Here is a 20,584-nt window from a genome sequence, read left to right as displayed (position 1 = left end):
GGGCATCGTATCGTCGTCGGGTGCGGGTGCGTTGTGGCTGGTCGCGCCCACGCGGCGGAGCCGCAAATCGACACAGCCCCGCGCCCCTAGAGGGTTGGCACAGCCGGGGGCGTTTTTGCGGGACTGGCTTCCAGTGCCTCCAGTGCCAGGCGGATTGCCTCGTCCAGTTGGGTGTCTCTGCCCGCCGCGTAGTCCTGGGGGCGCTGGACGACCTCCACATCCGGGTCCACCCCGTGGTTCTCCACTCCCCACTCGTAGCCCTCCAGCCAGAAGGCGTACTTGGGTTGGGTGACGAGGGTGCCGTCGACGAGGCGGTAGCGGCTGTCGATGCCGATGACGCCGCCCCAGGTGCGGGTGCCGATGACCGGGCCCAGGCCCAGGGCCTTGATCGCGGCGTTGACGATGTCGCCGTCGGAGCCGGAGAACTCGTTGGCGACGGCGACGACGGGGCCGCGGGGGGCGTCCTCCGGGTAGCTGTAGGGGCGCATGCCACGAGGCACGGCCCAGCCGACGATGCGCCGGGCGAGTTTCTCGATGACGAGCTGGGAGGTGTGGCCGCCGCGGTTCTCGCGGATGTCCACGACGAGGCCCTCGCGGGCGACCTCGACGCGCAGGTCGCGGTGGATCTGGGCCCAGCCGGGCGCCTGCATGTCCGGGACGTGCAGATAGCCGAGGCGGCCGCCGGACTTCTCGTGGACGTAGGCACGCCGGTCGGCGACCCAGGCGTGGTAGCGCAGTGGCTCCTCGTCGGCGACCGGGACGACGACGGCGTGCCGGGGGTCTCCGCCGCCGGACGGGGAGATGGTCAGCTCGACCGGCTTGCCGGCGGTGCCGATCAGCAGCGGGCCGGGCCCGGCGACCGGGTCGACCGGCTGTCCGGCGATGGCGAGGATCGCGTCCCCGGGGCGTACGGCGACACCGGGTGCGGCGAGCGGGCTGCGGGCGTCCGGGTCGGAGGTCTCCGAGGGCAGGATGCGGTCGACGCGCCAACTGCCGTCCTCGTGGCGGGAGATGTCCGCGCCGAGCAGGCCCTGACGGGCGCCGCGGCCATAGCCGCCGCGCGGGGTGACATAGGCGTGCGAGGTGCCGAGTTCGCCCTGGACCTCCCAGAGCAGGTCGACCAGGTCGTCATGGGTGGCGAGGCGGTCCACGACCGGGCGGTAGCGGTCGAGGACGCCGGACCAGTCGACGCCGCTCATGTCGGGGCGCCAGAAGTGGTCCCGCATGATGCGGCCGTTCTCGTCGAACATCTGCCGCCACTCGGCGGCCGGGTCGACGAACTGGCGTACGCGGCCGAGGTCGACGGTGATGTTGGAGTCGCTGTCGTCGTCGTTCGAGGCGCGCCGGTCGCTGGGGACGACCTTCAGCCGCCCGTCGGTCCACAGCAGCACCCGCTTGCCGTCGCCGCTGACCTCGAAGTGGTCGGCGTCGACGGCGAGATGCTCGACCCGCTGCTGGGCGAGGTCGTAGCGCTCCAGCTCGGACTTGGGCTCGGGGTCGTCGGGGGTGGCCCTGGAAGCGCCGAGCACCCCGGAGACGGGGTGGCGCAGCCACAGGACGCCGTCCTTCGCGGCCCGCAGGTTGGAGTAGCGGGCGGCCTCGACCGGGAAGGGCACGATGCGGTCGGCGAGGCCTTCGATGTCGATGCGGGTGGTGGGGGTGCCCTCGCTGTCGGGGGTCTCCTCCCGGTCGGGCGTCTCGAAGGACCGGCCGTGCCGCTGCGGCCCGAAGGGCGACGGCGTGGTCGCCGCGAGCGTGATGAGATGCGGCCTCGCCCCCTCCACGAACGCCAGGTCGAAGACGTGCTCGTCGTAGACCGGGTCGAAGGAGCGGGTCGACAGGAACGCGAGGTGCTTGCCGTCCACGGTGAACGCGGGCGCGTAGTCCTGGAAGCGCAGCGGGGTGGCCTCGGTGACCGACAGGTCGGTGGTGTTGGCGAGCTTCAGCTGGCTCAGGGGACGCGGCCCGGGATGGGACCAGGCGAGCCATCCGGAATCGGGCGAGAAGACGAGCCCCGACACATCACCGTCCTCGCTGCGGTCCACCTCCCGCACCTCGCCCGTCTCCCGCTCGACGAGCAGCAGCCGCCCGTCGTGCGAGGCGACGGCCGCACGGCTGCCGTCGGGCGCCATGGCGAGGTCCAGCACCCGTCCGAGCTGCCCGGCGGCGAGCCGGCGCGGCGTCGCTCCCGGGGCGAGCCCGGTGGCGGGCGCGAACTCCAGGGCGTCGTCGCCCTCGGCGTCCGTCACCCACACCACCCACTCCTCGCCGTCGGCGCGGAAGGCACGCGGCTGGCGGGCCCGCACGCCGGGCGTGGCAGCGAGGGCGCGGGCGGGGCCGGCGCGGTGGGTGACCCAGTGGACGGAGCCGCGCACGGAGACGGCACTGCCGCGCGCGGTGTGGTCCGGGGACGCCGACCCGAACGACCGGGAGGCATGCAGCGGAAACGGCTGAAGATCGACGCGCTGTCCCCCCAGCCGCACATCCAGCCGACGCGGCTCGGCCCCGTCCAGATCATCGAGGACCCACAGCTCACCGGCGCTGGAGTACACCACCCGGGCGCCGTCGGTCGCCGCGTGCCGGGCGTAGAACCCGTCGAGCGGCGTGTGCCGCCGCAGATCGGCCCCGTCGGCAAGGGAGGAGTACAGCGCGCCGACGCCCTCGTGATCGGACAGAAAGGCGATCCGCTCCCCGACCCACAGCGGATACTCGACGTTCCCGTCCAGCTCCTCATGCAGCCGTACGAACTCCCCGTCCCCTTCCCGGTCGATCCACAACTTCCCCGCGCCGCCACCCCGGTACCGCTTCCACCAGGCGGCCTCACGCCCCATCGGCGCGGACAGCAGAACCACACTCGGCCCATAGGCGACATCACCGACGGGCCCGTACGGCAGGGTCGTGGCCGGACCACCGTCGAGCGGAACGGCACGCGCCCAACTGCGGCGCAGGCTCGCCTGCCCCTGGGTGCTGACGGCCAGGACCTCGCCCTCCGGCGTCCACCCGCGCACCTGGGTCTTCGAACTCCCCCAGTACGTCAGCCGCTTGGCCGGGCCGCCGTCGACCGGGGCGATATGCACCTCGGGAGCGCCGTCACGGGTGGAGGTCCACGCGACGGTGGTGCCGTCGGGCGAGATACGGGGCTGGGCCACCGGCACGTTGTCGGCGCTGACCCGCCAGGCCCGGCCGCCGTCGAGAGGGGCGAGCCACACGTCGTCCTCGGCGGTGAAGGCGACCAGGTCGCCGTGCACGTGGGGGAACCGGAGGTAAGCAGGCGATGCGGACTGAGTCACCCGATCACCCTATGCAGGGACGGCCCCACGCGGACAGACTTCGGATCACTTGCCCTCGACAGGACGGCAGTCCGGATACTTCTCGCACCAGATGGTCTGCGTGACGGTCACGGTGACGGCGGGCCCGGGCTGCCCGTTGGTCGGCCCGCCTCCCACCGGCGACGGAGTGGCATCACAGTTGCCGAGCCCGTCCACCTCGAACCACACCTTGCCGTCGACCTTGGCCGTGATCTTCCCGCGCACACATTCGCCGTCCACCGCGTGAGTGACCCTGCCGGTGACGGTGATGTCCTTCCCGTCCTCGGTCTCCCCCTCACAGTCGACGGTCGCCACGGTCTTCTCACGCGCCGAGGGCGATGCGTTCCCGCCCTTGCCGGAGTCGCCGTACGAGGCGGTACACGTCAGCCAACGCACGCCCGCCTTCTGCCGGTTGAGCTCCTTGGTGACGGTTTCGTCAGTGGTGTACGCAACAGCCGCCGAGCTGATCCCCGCCCCGGGTTCACAGGCGACAGCACCGCCCACGCCGACCACCGCGAACGCGGCCACGGCCGCGACCCTTTTCAATGCCCCCATGAAGGGCAGCCTCCCACCGACGGGGTCGGGACGGTAGAGGGCAACTGGCCACCAAGGCATCACCGCCGGGGCCGGGTGGGTCCGCAACCCGGCGCAGCGGGGTACCGCTGCGCCCACCCGTGCCGCCCCTAGCGGCACGCATGCCCGCAGCTAGGCGGGATGGGGCGGCGCCCGCAGCGGCGGCCTGCGGCAGCTAGGGCGGGTGCGGCGGCCCGCGGCTGGGCCGGAAGGCGGGAGCCGGTACGCGCCCGCAGCCGCCGGATCACGGAAGGGGACGTGTCGGGGGGGTGTCCGCCCGCAGCGGTTGGCGCGTCAACGGACAGTCAATTGGTCCCCGACCCCATCGCGCCGTTCCGAGGACGGACACCCCCGACGCGGCCCCGACCCACCACCGGCGACCAGGCGCGGACGCGCACCCCCACCGAAGCAGCCACAGGGGACTCAGGACCACCGACCGGTCCGAGCCAGCAGCACAGCCGCAGCCGCCGTCCCCGCAGTCGACGTGCGCAGCACACTGCGCCCCAGCCGATACGCCTTCGCCCCGGCCTCCCCGAACAACGCCAACTCCTCGGGCGACACGCCCCCTTCGGGCCCCACGACCAGCACGATCTCACCGGAGGCCGGCAGTTCAGCGGTCGCCAGCGCCTCATCCCCGCTCTCATGGAGCACCGCGGCAAAGTCGGCCCCCGCCAGCAACGAAGCGACCTGCTTGCTCGTAGCCACCTCCGCGACCTCGGGAAACCGCACGCGGCGCGACTGCTTCCCGGCCTCCCGAGCCGTCGCCCGCCACTTGCCCAGCGCCTTCAGCCCCCGCTCGCCCTTCCACTGCGTGATGCACCGCGCAGCGGCCCACGGCACGACCGCGTCGACACCGACCTCGGTCATCGTCTCGACGGCCAACTCCCCCCGGTCCCCCTTGGGCAACGCCTGAACGACGGTGACCCGGGGCTGCTCCAAGGGCTCCTCGATCACCGAGTCCAGCTGGACGATCAGCCGGTCCTTGCCCTCCGTATCGAGCACGACGCAGTCCGCCCAACGCCCGGCCCCATCCGTGAGAACAACGTCCTCACCGGCCCGCAGCCGCTTCACGGAAACAGCGTGCCGCCCTTCCGGACCATCAAGGACATACCGCCCGCCACCACCCGCGTCGAAATGCTCGACCACGAACACCGGCGCCGTCACAGGACGCCGCCCCCACCCGACAACACCGCACGCGCCGTGGCGAGTTCACCGGCCAGCACCTCCACCAACTGCCCGGCGGGCAGCTCGCGGGCCATCCGGTGCCCCTGCCCGGCCCAGAGGGCCATGCCCTGCGCGTCCCCGGCCTTGGCGGCAGCCTTGCGCAGCGGCGAGGTCAGGTGATGGATCTCGGGGTAGGCGGGAGGCGCGTACGGCCCGTGCTCACGCAGGAACCGGTTGACAAGGCCACGCGCCGGCCGCCCGGAGAACGCCCGGGTCAACTCCGTACGTACGAACAGGGGGTTGGTCAGCGCCTGCTTGTGGAGGGCGTTCGCGCCCGACTCGTGCGTGGCGAGGAACGCGGTGCCGAGCTGGGCCGCACTCGCGCCGGCCGCGAGGACCCCGGCGATCTGGCCGCCGCGCATGATGCCGCCGGCGGCGACGATCGGGATGCTCACGGTTTCCCGGATCTGGGCGACCAGCGACAGCAGCCCGATGCCGGAACCGTCCGTCTCCGGTATGTCCCGGTGCGTGCCCTGGTGGCCGCCGGCCTCGACGCCCTGCGCGATGACACCGTCCGCACCGGCCAGCTCGACGGCCCGGGCCTCGTCGGGGGTGGTCGCGGCGGCGAGGACGAAGGTGCCGACGCGGTGCAAGCTGTCGATGACCTCACGGCTCGGCACGCCGAAGTGGAACGACACGACCGGCACGGGGTTGTCGCGCAGCACCGCGAGCTTGGTCTCGTAGCCGTCGTCACGGCCGCTGTCGGGGTCGCCGAGCTCGGCCTCGTACCAGGTGGCCTCACCGGCGAGCTGGTGGGCGTAGACATCGACGGCGGCGGGGTCGGCGTACTCGGGCTGCGGCATGAACACGTTCACACCGAAGGGCCTGCTCGTGAGGCTCCGGAGCTGCTTGATCTCCTGGTACACCCCGTCGGCGGTTTTGTACCCGGCGGCGAGGAATCCGAGCCCGCCCGCCTCGCACACGGCGGCGGCGAGCTGCGGTACGGAGACGCCGCCCGCCATGGGGGCCTGCACGATCGGGTGCGGAAAGAGATCGGTCAGCGCGGAGGACATGACCGCATGTTGTCACGTCCTCCGAACAACTCCGAAACCGGCCTGCCGTGTGGCATAGACCAGAGGAAAAGGCGCCCGAAGAAACCGATCAGCGCCCGTTGAAGGCGTCCTTCAACCGCGAGAACAGCCCTTGCTGCCCAGGCTGGAACTGCCCCGTGGGCCGCTCCTCACCCCGCAGCTTGGACAGCTCGCGCAGCAGCCGCTCCTGCTCGGGGTCGAGCTTCGTCGGCGTCTGGACCTCGACATGGACGATGAGGTCGCCGCGCCCGCCACCCCGCAGGTGCGTGATGCCCCGGCCGTGCAGCGGGATCGACTGGCCGGACTGGGTGCCCGGGCGGATGTCGACCTCCTCCATGCCGTCCAGCGTCTCCAGCGGCACCTTCGTGCCGAGGGACGCCGCCGTCATGGGGATCGTCACCGTGCAGTGCAGGTCGTCGCCGCGCCGCTGGAACGTGGAGTGCGGGAGTTCGTGGATCTCGACGTAGAGGTCACCGGCGGGACCGCCACCGGGCCCGACCTCGCCCTCGCCGGCGAGCTGGATGCGCGTGCCGTTGTCGACACCGGCGGGGATCTTGACGGTCAGGGTCCGCCGGGAGCGGACGCGGCCGTCGCCGGCGCACTCCGGGCACGGCGTCGGCACCACGGTCCCGAAGCCCTGGCACTGCGGGCAGGGCCGGGACGTCATGACCTGGCCGAGGAAGGACCGGGTGACCTGGGACACCTCACCGCGGCCGCGGCACATGTCACACGTCTGCGCGCTGGTCCCCGGCGCGGCACCCTCGCCGCTGCAGGTGGTGCAGACGACGGCCGTGTCGACCTGGATGTCCTTGGTCGTACCGAAGGCGGCCTCGTCGAGCTCGACCTCGATACGGATCATCGCGTCCTGGCCGCGGCGGGTGCGCGAGCGCGGACCGCGCTGCGACGCTGTGCCGAAGAACGCGTCCATGATGTCGGAGAAGTTCCCGAAGCCACCGGCTCCGAAGCCGCCCGCGCCGCCGCCGGCGGCCTGCGAGAGCGGGTCGCCGCCGAGGTCGTAGACCTGCTTCTTCTGCGGGTCCGACAACACCTCGTAAGCGGCGTTGATCTCCTTGAACCGCTCCTGGGTCTTCGGATCGGGGTTGACGTCCGGGTGCAGCTCGCGTGCGAGCCGCCGGAAGGCCTTCTTGATCTCTTCCTGCGACGCGTCGCGGCGCACGCCGAGTACGGCGTAGTAGTCCGTGGCCACTACGACTCCGCCAGGATCTGTCCGACGTACCGTGCCACTGCGCGTACCGCTCCCATCGTTCCCGGGTAATCCATGCGGGTCGGTCCGACCACGCCGAGCTTGGCGACTGCCTCGCCGCCCGAACCGTAGCCGACCGACACGACGGACGTGGAGTTGAGTCCTTCGTGGGCGTTCTCATGACCGATTCGCACGGTCACGCCCGGATCCTTCGCCTCGCCGAGCAGCTTGAGGAGCACGACCTGCTCCTCGAGTGCCTCCAGCACCGGCCGGATCACCAGGGGAAAGTCATGCCCGAAGCGGGTGAGATTGGCGGTGCCGCCGATCATCAGCCGCTCCTCGTTCTCCTCGACGAGCGTCTCCAGAAGCGTGGAGAGCACCATGGAAACCGTACCCCGGTCCTCGTGCTCGAACGCCTCCGGCAGATCCTCCACCAAACTCGGCACATCCGCGAAACGGCGGTTCGCCACACGGCTGTTGAGCCGCGCGCGCAGATCCGCGAGCGAGGCCTCGCCGAAGGGCGCCACGCAGTCGACCACCCGCTGCTCGACCCGCCCGGTGTCCGTGATCAGCACGAGCATCAGACGCGCGGGCGCGAGGGAGAGCAACTCCACATGCCGCACGGTCGACCGGGTCAGCGACGGGTACTGCACGACGGCCACCTGTCGGGTGAGCTGCGCGAGCAGCCGCACCGTACGGGCCACGACGTCGTCGAGGTCGACGGCGCCCTCGAGGAAGTTCTGGATCGCGCGCCGCTCGGGCGCGGTCATCGGCTTGACGCCGGCCAGCTTGTCCACGAACAGCCGGTAGCCCTTGTCGGTGGGGATGCGCCCGGCACTGGTGTGCGGCTGGGCGATGTATCCCTCGTCCTCGAGGGCCGCCATGTCGTTGCGGACGGTGGCCGGGGAGACGCCGAGGCTGTGCCGCTCGGTGAGGGCCTTGGAGCCGACGGGCTCCTCGGTGCCGACGTAGTCCTGGACGATGGCGCGCAGCACCTGCAGCCTGCGTTCACTGAGCATCGCGCACACCTCCAGAAGTCGTCCGTCTGCTGCCCTGCCTGTCGTGGCCTGGCACTCTGCGCGTGCGAGTGCCAGCATTCCCCGGCCCAGTGTACGGCGGTGGGGTGCGCCGCGGGCAAGGCTGGTGGTGCGCTGTCGTGCCCGGAGCGGGGCGCACCCGCTAGCGTCGCCGTATGACGGTGACTTGGGAAGACCTCGGATGGGAGCGCTTGGCCGCCGGTGTGGGGCGGTGCCGGCTCCCAGTGTGGGACTGCACGATCGGGCTGGTCGCCGGCGAGGGGGCGGTCCTCATGATCGACGCGGGGTCCAGCCTGGCCGAGGGCGCGCAGTTGGGGGCGCAGGCGCGGGCACTCACCGGTCACCGTGTGACACATCTCGCGCTGACCCATCCGCACTTCGACCATGTCTTCGGCGCCGCGGCGCTCCCGGACACCGAGGTGTTCGGCGCGGTGGGCGTGGACGCGCTGCTGACGCGGGTGCGGGACCGCGAGGAACTGCGCGAGGACGGGGTGCGCCAGGGCCTGGCGGCGCCCGCTGCCGAGGAGGCGGCGGAGCGGCTGGTCCCGCCCGGCCATCTGGTCTCCGGCGAGTGGACGCTCGACCTGGGCGGCGGGCGGCAGGTGCTGCTGGCGAACGTCGGCCCCGGACACACCGCGCACGATCTGGCGGTGCTGGTGCCCGGTGATCCGGAGGTGGTGTTCTGCGGCGATCTGGTCGAGGAGTCCGGAGAGCCCCAGGCGGGCCCCGACGCCGTGCCGTCGCAGTGGCCTGCCGCGCTGGACCGGCTGCTCGACCTGGGCGGTGAGGACGCGCTGTACGTGCCCGGTCACGGAGCGGTGGTGGACGCGGCGTTCGTCCGGGCCCAGCGGGACGCGCTGGCGGCGCATTTCGGCGTGTCGCGGTGATCGCCGTACGCCTTCTCCTATCGTCATTCGAATGCGCCAGTACTCCGCCGATCTGACCCCGCCGTGGAAGAAGCCGAAGCCGGTGCCCGAGGTTCCGGCGGATCCGGGCCTGGTGGTGGAGGAGCCCGGGAGCGGCTTCTGCGGGGCGGTGATCCGCTGCGAGGCGGGCACGGTGACGCTGGAGGACCGCTTCGGCAAGCACCGTGTGTTCCCGATGGAGCCGCGCGGTTTCCTGCTGGAGGGCAGGGTGGTGACGCTGGTCCGCCCGGCGTCCGGCCCCGCCCGCCCCACGCGCACCGCCTCCGGCTCGGTGGCCGTCCCCGGCGCACGCGCGCGTGTCGCCCGCGCCGGTCGCATCTACGTCGAGGGCCGGCACGACGCCGAACTCGTCGAGAAGGTGTGGGGCGACGACCTGCGCATCGAGGGCGTGGTCGTGGAGTACCTGGAGGGCGTCGACGACCTCCCCGCGATCGTCTCCGACTTCGCCCCCGGCCCGGACGCCCGCCTCGGCGTCCTGGTGGACCACCTGGTCCCGGGCAGCAAGGAATGGCGCATCGCCGAGTCGGTGACAAGCGAGCACGCCCTGGTGGTGGGCCACCCGTACATCGACATCTGGGAGGCGGTGAAGCCGTCGGCCCTGGGCATCGATTCCTGGCCCCGCATCCCCCACGGCCAGGACTGGAAAACGGGCGTCTGCCGGGCCCTGGGCTGGCCGCCCAACACGGGCGCGGCCTGGCAGCGGATCCTGTCGGGGGTGCATTCGTACAAGGACCTGGAGCCAGAGCTGCTGGGCAGGGTCGAGGAACTGATCGACTTCGTAACGGCACCGGCGTAGCTGCCGCTGCGGCCGCCGAATCCGCCTGTGCCGCGCGCCACGGAACCCCGCTCAGCCGCGGACCGCTGCTCCCGCCTAGCTGCGGGCATGCGTGCCGCTAAGGGCGGCACGGGTGGGCGCAGCGGCACCCCGCCACGCCGGGCTGCGCACCCACCCGGCCCCAGCACGAACCCCGAGCACCTCAGTCGACGAGGTCCCGCACAACCCCATCCGCCAGCAACCGCCCCCGCAAGGTCAACACCGCACGCCCCTCCCCATACGGCCCTTCCTGAAGCAACCCCTCGGACAGCGCCCGCCGCGACGCGGCAAGCCCCTCCTCCCGCAGCAACGCCAACGGCACCCCCTCCCGCAACCGCAACTCCAGCAGAATCCGCTCGACCCGCCGATCCTCCTCCGCCAGCACCTCACGCCCGGCCCCCGGCGACCGCCCCGCCGCAAGTGCCCCCGCATAAGCGCCCGGATGCTTGACGTTCCACCACCGCACGCCCCCCACATGGCTGTGCGCCCCCGGCCCGGCCCCCCACCAGTCGGCCCCCCGCCAGTACAGCTCGTTGTGCAGACACCGCCCGGCCTCCGAGGTCGCCCAGTTGGACACCTCGTACCACTCGAAGCCCGCCGAGGACAGCGCCTCCTCGGCGATGAGATAGCGGTCGGCGTGGACGTCGTCGTCCGTCATGGGGACCTCGCCCCGCCGGATACGACGGGCCAGCTGCGTCCCCTCCTCGACGATCAGGGCGTACGCGCTGACATGGTCCGGCCCCGCCCCCAGCGCCGCGCTCAGCGTGGCCCGCCAGTCGTCGTCGCTCTCCCCCGGCGTGCCGTAGATCAGATCCAGATTGACGTGCTCGAAACCCGCCGCCCGCGCCTCCGCCACACACGCCTCGGGCCGCCCGGGCGTATGCGTACGGTCCAGCACCTTCAGCACATGCTGCCGCGCGCTCTGCATGCCGAACGAGATCCGGTTGAAGCCGCCCTCCCGCAGCGCCTCCAGATACGCCGGATCCACCGACTCCGGATTCGCCTCCGTCGTGATCTCGGCGTCCGGCGCGAGTCCGAACTCGTCACGGATCGCGCCCAGCATCCGTACGAGATCACCGGCGGCCAGCAGCGTGGGCGTCCCCCCGCCCACGAACACCGTACGGACGGGCCGCGGATCATCGCCCAGCGCCTTGCGCGCCAGGCGGACCTCCTCAACGAGCGTCTCGGCGTAGTTGTCGCGGGAGGCCAGCACACCGCCGCTGCCGCGCAGCTCGGTCGCCGTGTAGGTGTTGAAGTCGCAGTAGCCGCAGCGGGTCGCGCAGTACGGGACGTGCAGATAGAACCCGAGCGGGCGGTCGGCGGCCCCGGCGAGCGCGGAGGCGGGCAGCGCGCCGTCGTCGGGGACGGGCTCGCCGTCGGGAAGTGCGGAAGGCATGCCTTCCATTGTCCAGCACCGGGGCACTCACTCCGCCTGGAGCACCAGCAGCGCGAGATCGTCGGCCGGCGGCCGCGCCCCGAACTCGTGCACCAGCCGCTTGATCCGCTCGGCTATGAGCTCGGCGTCCAGCCCCGCGCACCCGGCCAGCGCCGCCGCGAGCCCGTCCTCGTCGTCGAACTGGCGGGAGCCGGAGCGGCGCTCGGTCACACCGTCGGTGACGCACAGCAGTGTGTCGCCGGGCCGCAGCTCGAAGGTGTCGCTGGTGTACGTGGCGTCCTCGACGACGCCCAGGAGGGTCTGCGGCTGCGCTGTCGTGTTGACCTCGCCGCCCGCCCCGAGCAGCAGTGGGAGCGGGTGCCCGGCGGAGGCGACGGTGCAGCGGACGCCGCCGTCGAAGGGGACCAGTTCGCCGTAGAGCAGGGACAAGAAGCGCGTCTGGGGGCCGTCGCCGGGCAGGGTCGGCCGGGCGCCCGCGGCCACCAGCGCCCGGGCCGCCGCGTCGGCGGCCTCCGTGGCGTCGTCGAGCAGGAGCTGGTTGAGGCGGTCGAGGACGTCGGCGACCCGGTAGCCCTCGCGGGCCAGCAGCCGCAGCCAGGGCCGGGCCAGGCCGATCACGACGGCCGCCTCGGGCCCCTTGCCCTGGACGTCGCCGACGGCGAAGCACCAGCGGCCGTCTCCGGCCGGGAACAGGTCGTAGAAGTCGCCGCTGGGCCCGCCCTTGTCGTACGGCTCGTAGACGAGGGCGCTGCGCACCCCGGGGATCTCGGCGACGGCGCCGGGCAGCAGTCCGCGCTGGAGTACGGCGCTGATGGTGGCCTGGCGGGCGTACTGGCGGGCGGCGCCGATGGCGAGGGCGACGCGGCGGCTGAGGTCCTCCACGAGGCCGGTGATCTCGTCGGGGAAGCCGGCGGCGCCGGAACGGCCGATGACCAGGGTGCCCAGCGGGCGTCCCCCGGCGACCAGCCGGTAGGCGAGTGCCGAGCCCGGTTCGCCCGGCGCGTCACCGAGCGCCTCGCCCGGCCAGGGGTAGTCGACGGGCCCGGACCCGGGCGGGTCGGACGGGTGCGGCGGGTCTTTCTCCAGGGCCCGGCGCAGCTCCTCGATGCGGTTCTCGCTGCCGTGCCAGACCCGGGCCAGTCGCGCCCCGCCTCCTGCCCCGCCGCTCCAGCCGCCGGTGGCCTCGTCCTCCAGCCACACCGCGCACCAGTCGGCCAGCCGCGGCACGATGAGCTGCCCGGCGAGGGCGGCGACCAGATCCTCGTCGAGCTGTCCGGCGAGCAGGTCGGAGGCCTCGGCGAGGAAGGAGAGGGCGCCGCGGCCCAGCCAGGCACCGTCGCGTCCCTCCCCGCCGCCCTCGTGGCGGTCCCGCCAGTCCCGTACGTCGTTCCAGTCACGCCAGTCCCGTAAGCCGCGGGAGTCCCGCGGGTCGTGACGGTCGTGCCGGTCACGCCACCGCCGCCCGGTCTCCCCCGTCTGTCCCGGCTCCTCGGTCTCCCACCCCTCGGGCGGCTCAGGCGCCAGGATCTCCGCCACCCGCAGCCCGCGCGCCAGCGCCTGCTCCTCGGCGTACGCCTCGATCTGCTCGCCCGCCGCGCACCCCGCGGCGGGCAACCGCGCCCACACGGTCTTGCGGCCCGTGCGGTAGGTGATGCCCCAGGCCTCGGAGAGCGCGCCGACGAGCCGCAGGCCGCGCCCGTACTCGGGCATGTCGTGCGGTGTCTCCGGTTCGCCGCCGCGCGGGGCGCGCGAGGGATGGTGGTCGCAGACCTCTACGACGAGGGCGGCCGTCCCCTTGCCATCCCTGTCATCGCCGTCACCGTCCTCCAACCGGCACTCCAGCTCGACGTCCGTGCCGGCGTGCACGACGGCGTTGGTGACGAGTTCGCTGACCACGAGCGTGGCGTCGTCGGCGAGGCGGTCGGTGAGGTGCTCGGTGCCGGGCAGGCCGAGCCGGGTCCACTCGGCGAGCGCCGAGCGCACGAGGGCGCGTGCGGTGCCCGGCGCGAGCGAGCTGCCGGACAGGGTCGCGTGCGCCCGCGCGCGCTCCTGTGCGGGCGCCTCGGATATGGGTGCGGGCGCCGCGCAGGCCGAGGCGCACGCGTCGGGCGTGAGCATCTCGGCAGTCGGTGCGGGCTTCTCGGAAACGGGCTCGTCCTCAACGGACACAGGCGTCTCCGAGGCGTGTGCAGGCGCCTGCGAGGCACGGGAGGCGGTCTCCCGTTGCGTCGGAATGGCCCCCATGGACAGCTCCCCGGGCAGTTCGTACGAATACGCCACAGTCGATGCCGACAGAGTGACAGACTGGCCACGCCCATAAGCGCCGAGTTACCGAAGTGGGCCGCCATGAGTGAGAACACAGCTACTCCTGTGGTCGAAGACTGGTACGAAGACGGTCAGATTCGTACATCCGATCTGCGTCCACTCCTCGCCGCGATGACCGCCGCACGCGACGGCGACTTCACCAAAGTGCCGGAATCAGGCCACGGGATGGTGGCCGAACTCACCGCGGTCTACAACCAGATCATGGATCGCAGCGTCCACTTCACCACCGAGGTGCAGCGCGTCCGACGGGAGCTGGTGCGGCACGGCCGGCTCGACGAGCGCCTCTCCGCCAGCCCGGGCCAGGGCCTGTGGACCTCCCGCGTCAACGACGTGAACCAGTTGCTCGACGCCCTGGTCGCGCCCGCGGCGAACGCCACGCGCGTGCTGGACGCGGTGGCCGGGGGCGATCTGACCCAGCGGGTCGATCTGCACGACGGGACCCGGCAGTTACGCGGCGACCTGCGTCGTCTCGGCCGGGCCGTCAACACGATGGTGGACCAGCTGTCCCTGTTCACGGGCGAGGTGACCCGGGTCGCGCGCGAGGTCGGCACCGAGGGCCGGCTGGGCGGCCGGGCCAATGTGCGGGGCTTGTCGGGCAGTTGGCGGGACGTCACCGAGGCCGTCAACACCATGGCGTCCCGGCTGACGGCGCAGGTGCGGGACATCGCGGCGGTGACGACGGCGGTGGCCCGGGGCGATCTGACCCGCACGGTGACGGTGGAGGCGACCGGTGAGCTGCTGGAGCTGAAGCTGACCGTGAACACGATGGTCGACCAGCTCTCCGCCTTCGCCGACGAGGTCACGCGCGTGGCCCGCGAGGTCGGCACCGAGGGCCAGTTGGGCGGCCGGGCTCAGGTGCGGGGTGTGTCGGGGGTCTGGAAGGACCTCACCGACAACGTCAACTTCATGGCGTCGAACCTGACCTCCCAGGTCCGCAACATCGCCCAGGTGACCACGGCCGTCGCCAACGGCGACCTGTCCCAGAAGATCACGGTCGCCGCGCAGGGCGAGATCCTGGAGCTCAAGTCGACCATCAACACGATGGTGGACCAGCTCTCCGCGTTCGCCGACGAGGTCACCCGCGTGGCCCGCGAGGTCGGCACCGAGGGCAATCTCGGCGGCCGGGCTCAGGTGCGGGGCGTCTCCGGGGTCTGGAAGGACCTCACCGACAACGTCAACTTCATGGCGGACAACCTCACCTCCCAGGTGCGGAACATCGCCCTCGTCTCCACCGCCGTCGCCCAGGGCGACCTCGGCAAGAAGATCACGGTGGAGGCCAAGGGCGAGATCCTGGAGCTGAAGTCCACGATCAACACGATGGTCGATCAGCTCTCCGCCTTCGCCGACGAGGTCACCCGCGTGGCCCGCGAGGTCGGCACGGAAGGCAACCTCGGCGGTCAGGCCCAGGTCCGGGGCGTCTCCGGCGTCTGGAAGGACCTCACCGACAACGTCAACTTCATGGCGCTGAACCTGACCTCCCAGGTCCGCAACATCGCCCAGGTGACCACGGCCGTGGCCAACGGCGATCTGTCGAAGAAGATCACGGTCGACGCCCGCGGCGAGATCCTGGAGCTGAAGGACACCGTCAACACGATGGTGGAGCAGCTGCGCGCCTTCGCCGACGAGGTGACCCGGGTGGCCCGCGAGGTCGGCACCGACGGCCGGCTCGGCGGAAGGGCCCAGGTGCTGGGTGTCTCCGGGGTCTGGCGGGACCTCACGGACAACGTCAACTACATGGCCGACAACCTCACCTCCCAGGTCCGCAACATCGCCCAGGTGGCGACGGCCGTGGCGCAGGGCGACCTGTCCCGGAAGATCGACGTGGACGCGCGCGGCGAGATCCTGGAGCTGAAGACCACCATCAACACGATGGTCGACACCCTGTCCTCCTTCGCCTCCGAGGTCACCCGCGTGGCCCGCGAGGTCGGCAGTGAGGGCCAACTGGGCGGCCAGGCCCGGGTCGAGGGCGTCTACGGCACCTGGAAGCGCCTGACGACGAACGTCAACGAACTCGCGCTCAACCTCACCACTCAGGTCCGCGCGATCGCCGAGGTCGCCTCCGCGGTGGCCCAGGGCGACATGTCCCGCTCGATCACGGTCGAGACGCGCGGCGAGGTCGCCGAGCTGAAGGACAACATCAACCTCATGGTGGCCAACCTCCGCGAGACGACCCGCGCGAAGGACTGGCTGGAGTCCAATCTGGCCCGCCTGGCCGCCCTGATGCAGGGCCATCGCGACCTGATGGAGGTCGCCGACCTGATACTCAGGGAGCTGACCCCGCTGGTGAACGCCCAGTACGGCGCGTTCTACCTGGCCGACCCGGACGAGGACGGCGCGACCCTGCGCACGACCGTGCCGATCAAGGGCCTGGCCTTCATCGCGGGCTACGGCGCCGCCCAGGACGCGACGGTGGAGACCGGCGGCCTGCCCGTGCACGGCCTGGTCGCGCAGGCGGCCCGGGAGAAGAAGCGGATCCTGGTGGAGGGCGCCCCGCCCGACTACATCAAGATCAACAGCGGACTGGGCGAAGCCGCCCCGACCACGATCGTCATCATCCCGATCCTCTTCGAGGACAAGCTCCTCGGTGTCATCGAGCTCGCCTCGTTCTCCCGCTTCTCCGATGTGCACCTGGCGTTCTTCGACCAGTTCGTCAACACCATCGGTGTCGCCATCAACACGATCATCGCCAACTCCCGCACGGAGTCCCTGCTCGGCGAGTCCCAGCGCCTCGCCATGCAGCTCCAGGAGCGCTCGGACGAACTCCAGAAGCAGCAGGGCGAGCTGCAGCGCTCCAACGCCGAACTGGAGGAGAAGGCCGCCCTGCTGGCCACGTCCTCGCAGTACAAGTCGGAGTTCCTGGCGAACATGTCGCACGAGCTGCGCACCCCGCTGAACTCCCTGCTGATCCTGGCCCGGCTGCTCTCCGACAATCCGGACGGCCGCCTCTCCGACCAGGAGGTGCAGTTCGCGACGACGATCCACCGCTCGGGCTCGGACCTGCTCCAGCTGATCAACGACATCCTCGACCTGTCGAAGATCGAGGCCGGCCGGATGGACGTACGCCCCAAGCGGCTCCCGCTCATCAAGCTGCTCGACTACGTCCACGCCACGTTCCGCCCCCTCACCATCGACCGGGGGCTCGCCTTCGAGGTCGCGGTCGGCGAGGACGTACCGCGCGAGATGTACTCGGACGAACAGCGGATCCAGCAGATCCTGCGCAATCTGCTGTCCAACGCGATCAAGTTCACCGCGTCGGGCAAGGTCGAGCTGCGGGTCGACCGGGTACAGGACGCCGAGCACCGACGGGGGTCGCCCCGCACGAGCGAGGCCGAGAGCGGGGGCGTCAGGGACGCCGATGACGTCGTGGCGTTCGCCGTGTCCGACACGGGCATCGGCATAGCGCCGGAGAAACTCCCGGTGATCTTCGAGGCGTTCCAGCAGGCCGACGGCACCACCAACCGCAAGTACGGCGGCACCGGCCTCGGTCTGTCGATCAGCCGGGAGATCGCGGGCCTGCTCGGCGGCCGGATCGTCGCCGAGAGCGAGCCCGGGAAGGGTTCCAGGTTCACCCTGTACGTCCCGGTCGTCAGCCCCGGCCACACGGCGCCGCCGGTCCTGGTCCCGGAGGAGCGCGCGGCCCTGCCCCTGCCCCTTCAGTCGACGGTGGGCCCCTATCCGGCCGCGCACGACACGGAGGACTCCTGGCCGGCGCCGACCAAGCTGGAGGCGTGGACGTCCGGCAGGCCGGGCCGGATACTGGCCGGGCGCCGGGTGCTGATCGTCGACGACGACATCCGCAACGTGTTCGCCCTGACCCATGTCCTGGGCCGGGTCGGCATGACCGTGCTGTACGCGGAGAACGGCCGCGAGGGCATCGAGACCCTGGAGCGCAGCGCGGACGTCGAGCTCGTCCTGATGGACATCATGATGCCGGAGATGGACGGCTACGAGACCATCTCCGCCATCCGCCGCGCACCCCGCTGGACGGGCCTGCCGATCGTGGCGCTGACCGCGAAGGCGATGCCGGGCGACCGGGAGAAGTCCATCGCCCGCGGCGCCAACGACTATGTGCCCAAGCCGGTGGACATCGACCGGCTGCTGACGGTCGTGTGCGAACTGCTGGACCCGGACCACGCGATGGACGCAGAAGACCCGGCGGAGGAGACCCGACCGTCATGAGCACCCAACACGCCGGAATCCTCCTGGTCGACGACATGGAGGACAACCTGACGGCCCTGGAGGCCGTCCTCGCCTCCCTCAACGAACCGCTGGTGCGCGCCCGTTCGGGCGAGGAGGCGATGAAGGCCCTGCTGCGCCAGCCCATCGCACTGGTCCTGCTCGACATCCGCATGCCGGGCATGGACGGCTTCGAGACAGCCGCCCACATCAAACGCCTGGACCAGACCCGAGACGTCCCGATCATCTTCCTGACCGGAGCGGACGACGACTCGGGCTACGCCTTCCGCGGCTACGCGACAGGCGCCGCGGACTACTTGACCAAGCCTTTCGACCCCTGGGTCCTGAGAGCAAAGGTCAGCGTCTTCCTGGACCTCTACCGCAAGGGCAGAGAGGTGGAACGCCTGAGAAAGGAGATCCAGAACTTGCGAAGCCGGGTGGGGGACGCACCCTAGGGGCGCGGGGAACTGCGCGAGCAACCACGAACAACCCGCAGCCGCCCGCGCTCATTCACCACTCCCTACGCCTCGCGAGAGCCCTCGTACATCTCCTCGATCAGATGCTTGTACTCCCGCTCCACAACCGGCCGCTTCAACTTCAGACTCGGCGTGATCTCCCCGTGCTCCACATCAAGATCCCGCGGCAGCAACCGGAACTTCTTGATGGTCTGCCACTTCTGAAGCCCCTCGTTGAGCTGCTTCACATACCCGTCGACCATCCCCACCGTCGCGGGCGCGGCCACGATCTCGGCGTACGACTTCCCCCCGAGCCCGTTCTCCTTCGCCCACTCGACGATGGCCAACTCGTCCAGAGCGATCAGCGCCGTGCAGAAGTTCCGGTCGGCCCCGTGCACCAGGATGTTGGACACGTACGGGCACACCGCCTTGAACTGCCCCTCGACCTCCGCCGGCGCGATGTACTTGCCGCCCGAGGTCTTGATGAGGTCCTTCTTGCGGTCGGTGATCCGCAGATACCCGTCGGCCGACAGCTCCCCGATGTCCCCGGTGTGGAACCAGCCGTCCGACTCCAGCACCTCGGCGGTCTTCTCGGGCAGCCCGTGGTAGCCCTCCATGATGCCGGGCCCGCGCAGCAGGATCTCCCCGTCGTCGGCGATCCGCACCTCCGTACCGGGCAGCGGCTTGCCGACCGTACCGGTGCGGTAGGCCTCGCCCGGGTTCACGAACGAAGCGGCCGAGGACTCGGTGAGGCCGTAGCCCTCGAGGATGTGGATGCCGGCGCCGGAGAAGAAGTAGCCGATCTCCGGGGCGAGGGCGGCCGACCCGGAGACACAGGCGCGCAGGTTGCCGCCGAAGGCCTCACGGATCTTGGCGAACACCAGCGCGTCGGCGACCTTGTGCTTGGCGCCGAGACCGAAGGGCACGGACAGGGTGCCGGTGCGCCGGAAGTTGTCCTGGGAGACCTTGGCGTACTCGCGGGCGACCTCGGCAGCCCACTGGAAGATCTTGTACTTGGCCCCGCCGCCCGCACGGGCCTTGGCGGCGACGCCGTTGTAGACCTTCTCGAAGATGCGGGGGACGGCCGCCATGTACGTGGGCTGCACGACCGGCAGATTCTCGATGATCTTGTCGACGCGGCCGTCCACGGCGGTGACGTGGCCGACCTCGATCTGGCCTGAGGTGAGCACCTTGCCGAAGACGTGCGCGAGGGGCAGCCACAGGTACTGCACGTCCTCGCTGCTGACCAGGCCGGTCGCGGCGATCGCCTTCGCCATGTACGACCAGTTGTCGTGCGGCAGGCGCACGCCCTTGGGGCGGCCGGTGGTGCCGGAGGTGTAGATGAGGGTGGCGAGCTGGTCCTTGGTGATGGCGCCGACCCGCTCCTTGATCAGGTCGGGGTCCTTCTCCAGACGGGCCGCGCCGCGCTTCTCCAGCTCGTCGAGGGTGAGGATCCAGTCGGCGCTCTCCTCGCCCGCCAGACCCGCCGGGTCGACGACCACGACATGGGTCAGCTCGGGCAGCTCGGCGCGCTTCTCCTTCGCCTTGGCGAGCTGCTCGACGTTCTCCGCGATGAGCACCCGGCTCTCGGAGTCCGACAGGATGTAGGCGGACTCCTCCGCGTTGGTCTGCGGATACACCGTGGTGGTCGCGGCGCCGGCGCACATGATGCCGAGGTCGGCGAGGATCCACTCGATCCGGGTGCTGGAGGCGAGCGCGACGCGCTGCTCGGCCCGCACGCCCAGCTCGATCAGTCCCGCCGCGATGGCGTAGACGCGCTCGGCGGCCTGCGCCCAGCTCAGCGACTTCCACTCCTCCGGTCCCTGACCCGAGGACGATGGGACCGGGTACCGATAGGCCTCTGCGTCAGGCGTGGCCGCCACGCGCTCCAGGAACAGGCCCGCCACCGACGGCGGACGGTTCTCGATCAGGGTCTGTGTGTCGCTCACGACGTCCTCCGGGGCCCGCGTCAGGCGGCTGGCTCAGGTGCGGCTGGTTTTACTCGCGAGCCGTTGTTTAACTCGCGAGTAACTATCGAGCAGGGATCAGAGTAAAGGCCGACCGGTCCCCGCGTAAGGGCCCGCGGCCTGTCTCTTCGTACAGACAGCTACCCCA

13 protein-coding genes are annotated in these 20,584 nt (G+C 71.2%); 4 read left to right on the top strand and 9 right to left on the bottom strand.

What is annotated here, in order from left to right; all coding sequences use genetic code 11:
* Window positions 1–86: 86 nt before the first annotated feature.
* The 6 genes from KJK29_RS25685 to hrcA form a co-directional block, all read right to left on the bottom strand.
* Complete coding sequence (locus KJK29_RS25685; protein WP_215121480.1) at window positions 87–3,290, bottom strand: S41 family peptidase; 3,204 nt, start codon at window positions 3,288–3,290, stop codon at window positions 87–89.
* 45 nt (window positions 3,291–3,335) lie between these two features.
* A complete protein-coding gene (locus tag KJK29_RS25680; RefSeq protein WP_215121479.1) occupies window positions 3,336–3,863 on the bottom strand; it encodes a hypothetical protein in 528 nt (175 codons plus the stop codon).
* Between the two features lie 441 nt (window positions 3,864–4,304).
* On the bottom strand, window positions 4,305–5,045 hold the full coding sequence (locus KJK29_RS25675) for a 16S rRNA (uracil(1498)-N(3))-methyltransferase (RefSeq protein ID WP_215121478.1): 741 nt from the start codon (window positions 5,043–5,045) through the stop codon (window positions 4,305–4,307).
* A complete protein-coding gene (locus KJK29_RS25670) occupies window positions 5,042–6,118 on the bottom strand; it encodes a nitronate monooxygenase (protein WP_215121477.1) in 1,077 nt (358 codons plus the stop codon). The genes KJK29_RS25675 and KJK29_RS25670 overlap by 4 nt, the downstream gene beginning before the upstream one ends.
* A gap of 88 nt (window positions 6,119–6,206) precedes the next feature.
* Window positions 6,207–7,343, bottom strand: a complete 1,137-nt coding sequence (gene dnaJ / locus KJK29_RS25665) for a molecular chaperone DnaJ (RefSeq protein ID WP_215121476.1) — start codon at window positions 7,341–7,343, stop codon at window positions 6,207–6,209.
* Window positions 7,343–8,359, bottom strand: a complete 1,017-nt coding sequence (hrcA, locus tag KJK29_RS25660) for a heat-inducible transcriptional repressor HrcA (RefSeq protein ID WP_215121475.1) — start codon at window positions 8,357–8,359, stop codon at window positions 7,343–7,345. Before hrcA ends, dnaJ begins: the two co-directional genes overlap by 1 nt.
* Before the next feature lie 173 nt (window positions 8,360–8,532).
* Here hrcA and KJK29_RS25655 point away from each other — a divergent pair, with 173 nt between their 5' ends.
* Both KJK29_RS25655 and KJK29_RS25650 read left to right on the top strand, forming a co-directional pair.
* Window positions 8,533–9,264 (top strand): MBL fold metallo-hydrolase, encoded by a 732-nt coding sequence (locus KJK29_RS25655; protein WP_215121474.1) that lies wholly within the window; start codon window positions 8,533–8,535, stop codon window positions 9,262–9,264.
* A gap of 31 nt (window positions 9,265–9,295) precedes the next feature.
* Window positions 9,296–10,099, top strand: a complete 804-nt coding sequence (locus tag KJK29_RS25650; protein WP_215121473.1) for a DUF3097 domain-containing protein — start codon at window positions 9,296–9,298, stop codon at window positions 10,097–10,099.
* 181 nt (window positions 10,100–10,280) lie between these two features.
* Here the strand turns inward: KJK29_RS25650 and hemW are convergent, their stop codons facing one another.
* Window positions 10,281–11,513 carry a radical SAM family heme chaperone HemW gene (hemW, locus tag KJK29_RS25645; protein ID WP_215121472.1) on the bottom strand — a complete coding sequence of 411 codons (1,233 nt, stop codon included), beginning with the start codon at window positions 11,511–11,513 and terminating at the stop codon, window positions 10,281–10,283.
* Between the two features lie 27 nt (window positions 11,514–11,540).
* A complete protein-coding gene (locus KJK29_RS25640) occupies window positions 11,541–13,631 on the bottom strand; it encodes a SpoIIE family protein phosphatase (protein WP_215124458.1) in 2,091 nt (696 codons plus the stop codon).
* A gap of 318 nt (window positions 13,632–13,949) precedes the next feature.
* Between KJK29_RS25640 and KJK29_RS25635 the strand changes: the two genes are divergently transcribed.
* The gene (locus tag KJK29_RS25635; RefSeq protein WP_456115113.1) at window positions 13,950–18,017 is read left to right on the top strand and encodes a HAMP domain-containing protein; all 4,068 of its coding nucleotides are present in this window, start codon (window positions 13,950–13,952) and stop codon (window positions 18,015–18,017) included.
* Window positions 18,014–18,469, top strand: a complete 456-nt coding sequence (locus KJK29_RS25630) for a response regulator (protein WP_215121470.1) — start codon at window positions 18,014–18,016, stop codon at window positions 18,467–18,469. Before KJK29_RS25635 ends, KJK29_RS25630 begins: the two co-directional genes overlap by 4 nt.
* A gap of 65 nt (window positions 18,470–18,534) precedes the next feature.
* On the opposite strand, the gene KJK29_RS25625 is transcribed toward KJK29_RS25630, so the two are convergent.
* Window positions 18,535–20,418 (bottom strand): AMP-dependent synthetase/ligase, encoded by a 1,884-nt coding sequence (locus KJK29_RS25625; RefSeq protein ID WP_215121469.1) that lies wholly within the window; start codon window positions 20,416–20,418, stop codon window positions 18,535–18,537.
* Window positions 20,419–20,584 lie beyond the last annotated feature (166 nt).

Source organism: Streptomyces koelreuteriae, assembly GCF_018604545.1.
Taxonomy (GTDB): Bacteria; Actinomycetota; Actinomycetes; order Streptomycetales; family Streptomycetaceae; genus Streptomyces; species Streptomyces koelreuteriae.
This window is presented reverse-complemented; position numbering and strand designations above follow the sequence as displayed.

What these genes read in the sequence shown, in the direction of transcription:
- KJK29_RS25680 (WP_215121479.1), bottom strand. Translation starts at nt 3,863, where the DNA reads ATGGGGGCATTGAAAAGGGTCGCGGCCGTGGCCGCGTTCGCGGTGGTC.
- KJK29_RS25670 (WP_215121477.1), bottom strand. Translation starts at nt 6,118, where the DNA reads ATGTCCTCCGCGCTGACCGATCTCTTTCCGCACCCGATCGTGCAGGCC.
- hrcA (WP_215121475.1), bottom strand. Translation starts at nt 8,359, where the DNA reads ATGCTCAGTGAACGCAGGCTGCAGGTGCTGCGCGCCATCGTCCAGGAC.
- KJK29_RS25655 (WP_215121474.1), top strand. Translation starts at nt 8,533, where the DNA reads ATGACGGTGACTTGGGAAGACCTCGGATGGGAGCGCTTGGCCGCCGGT.
- KJK29_RS25650 (WP_215121473.1), top strand. Translation starts at nt 9,296, where the DNA reads ATGCGCCAGTACTCCGCCGATCTGACCCCGCCGTGGAAGAAGCCGAAG.
- hemW (WP_215121472.1), bottom strand. Translation starts at nt 11,513, where the DNA reads ATGCCTTCCGCACTTCCCGACGGCGAGCCCGTCCCCGACGACGGCGCG.
- KJK29_RS25640 (WP_215124458.1), bottom strand. Translation starts at nt 13,631, where the DNA reads ATGCTCACGCCCGACGCGTGCGCCTCGGCCTGCGCGGCGCCCGCACCC.
- KJK29_RS25635 (WP_456115113.1), top strand. Translation starts at nt 13,950, where the DNA reads ATGACCGCCGCACGCGACGGCGACTTCACCAAAGTGCCGGAATCAGGC.
- KJK29_RS25630 (WP_215121470.1), top strand. Translation starts at nt 18,014, where the DNA reads ATGAGCACCCAACACGCCGGAATCCTCCTGGTCGACGACATGGAGGAC.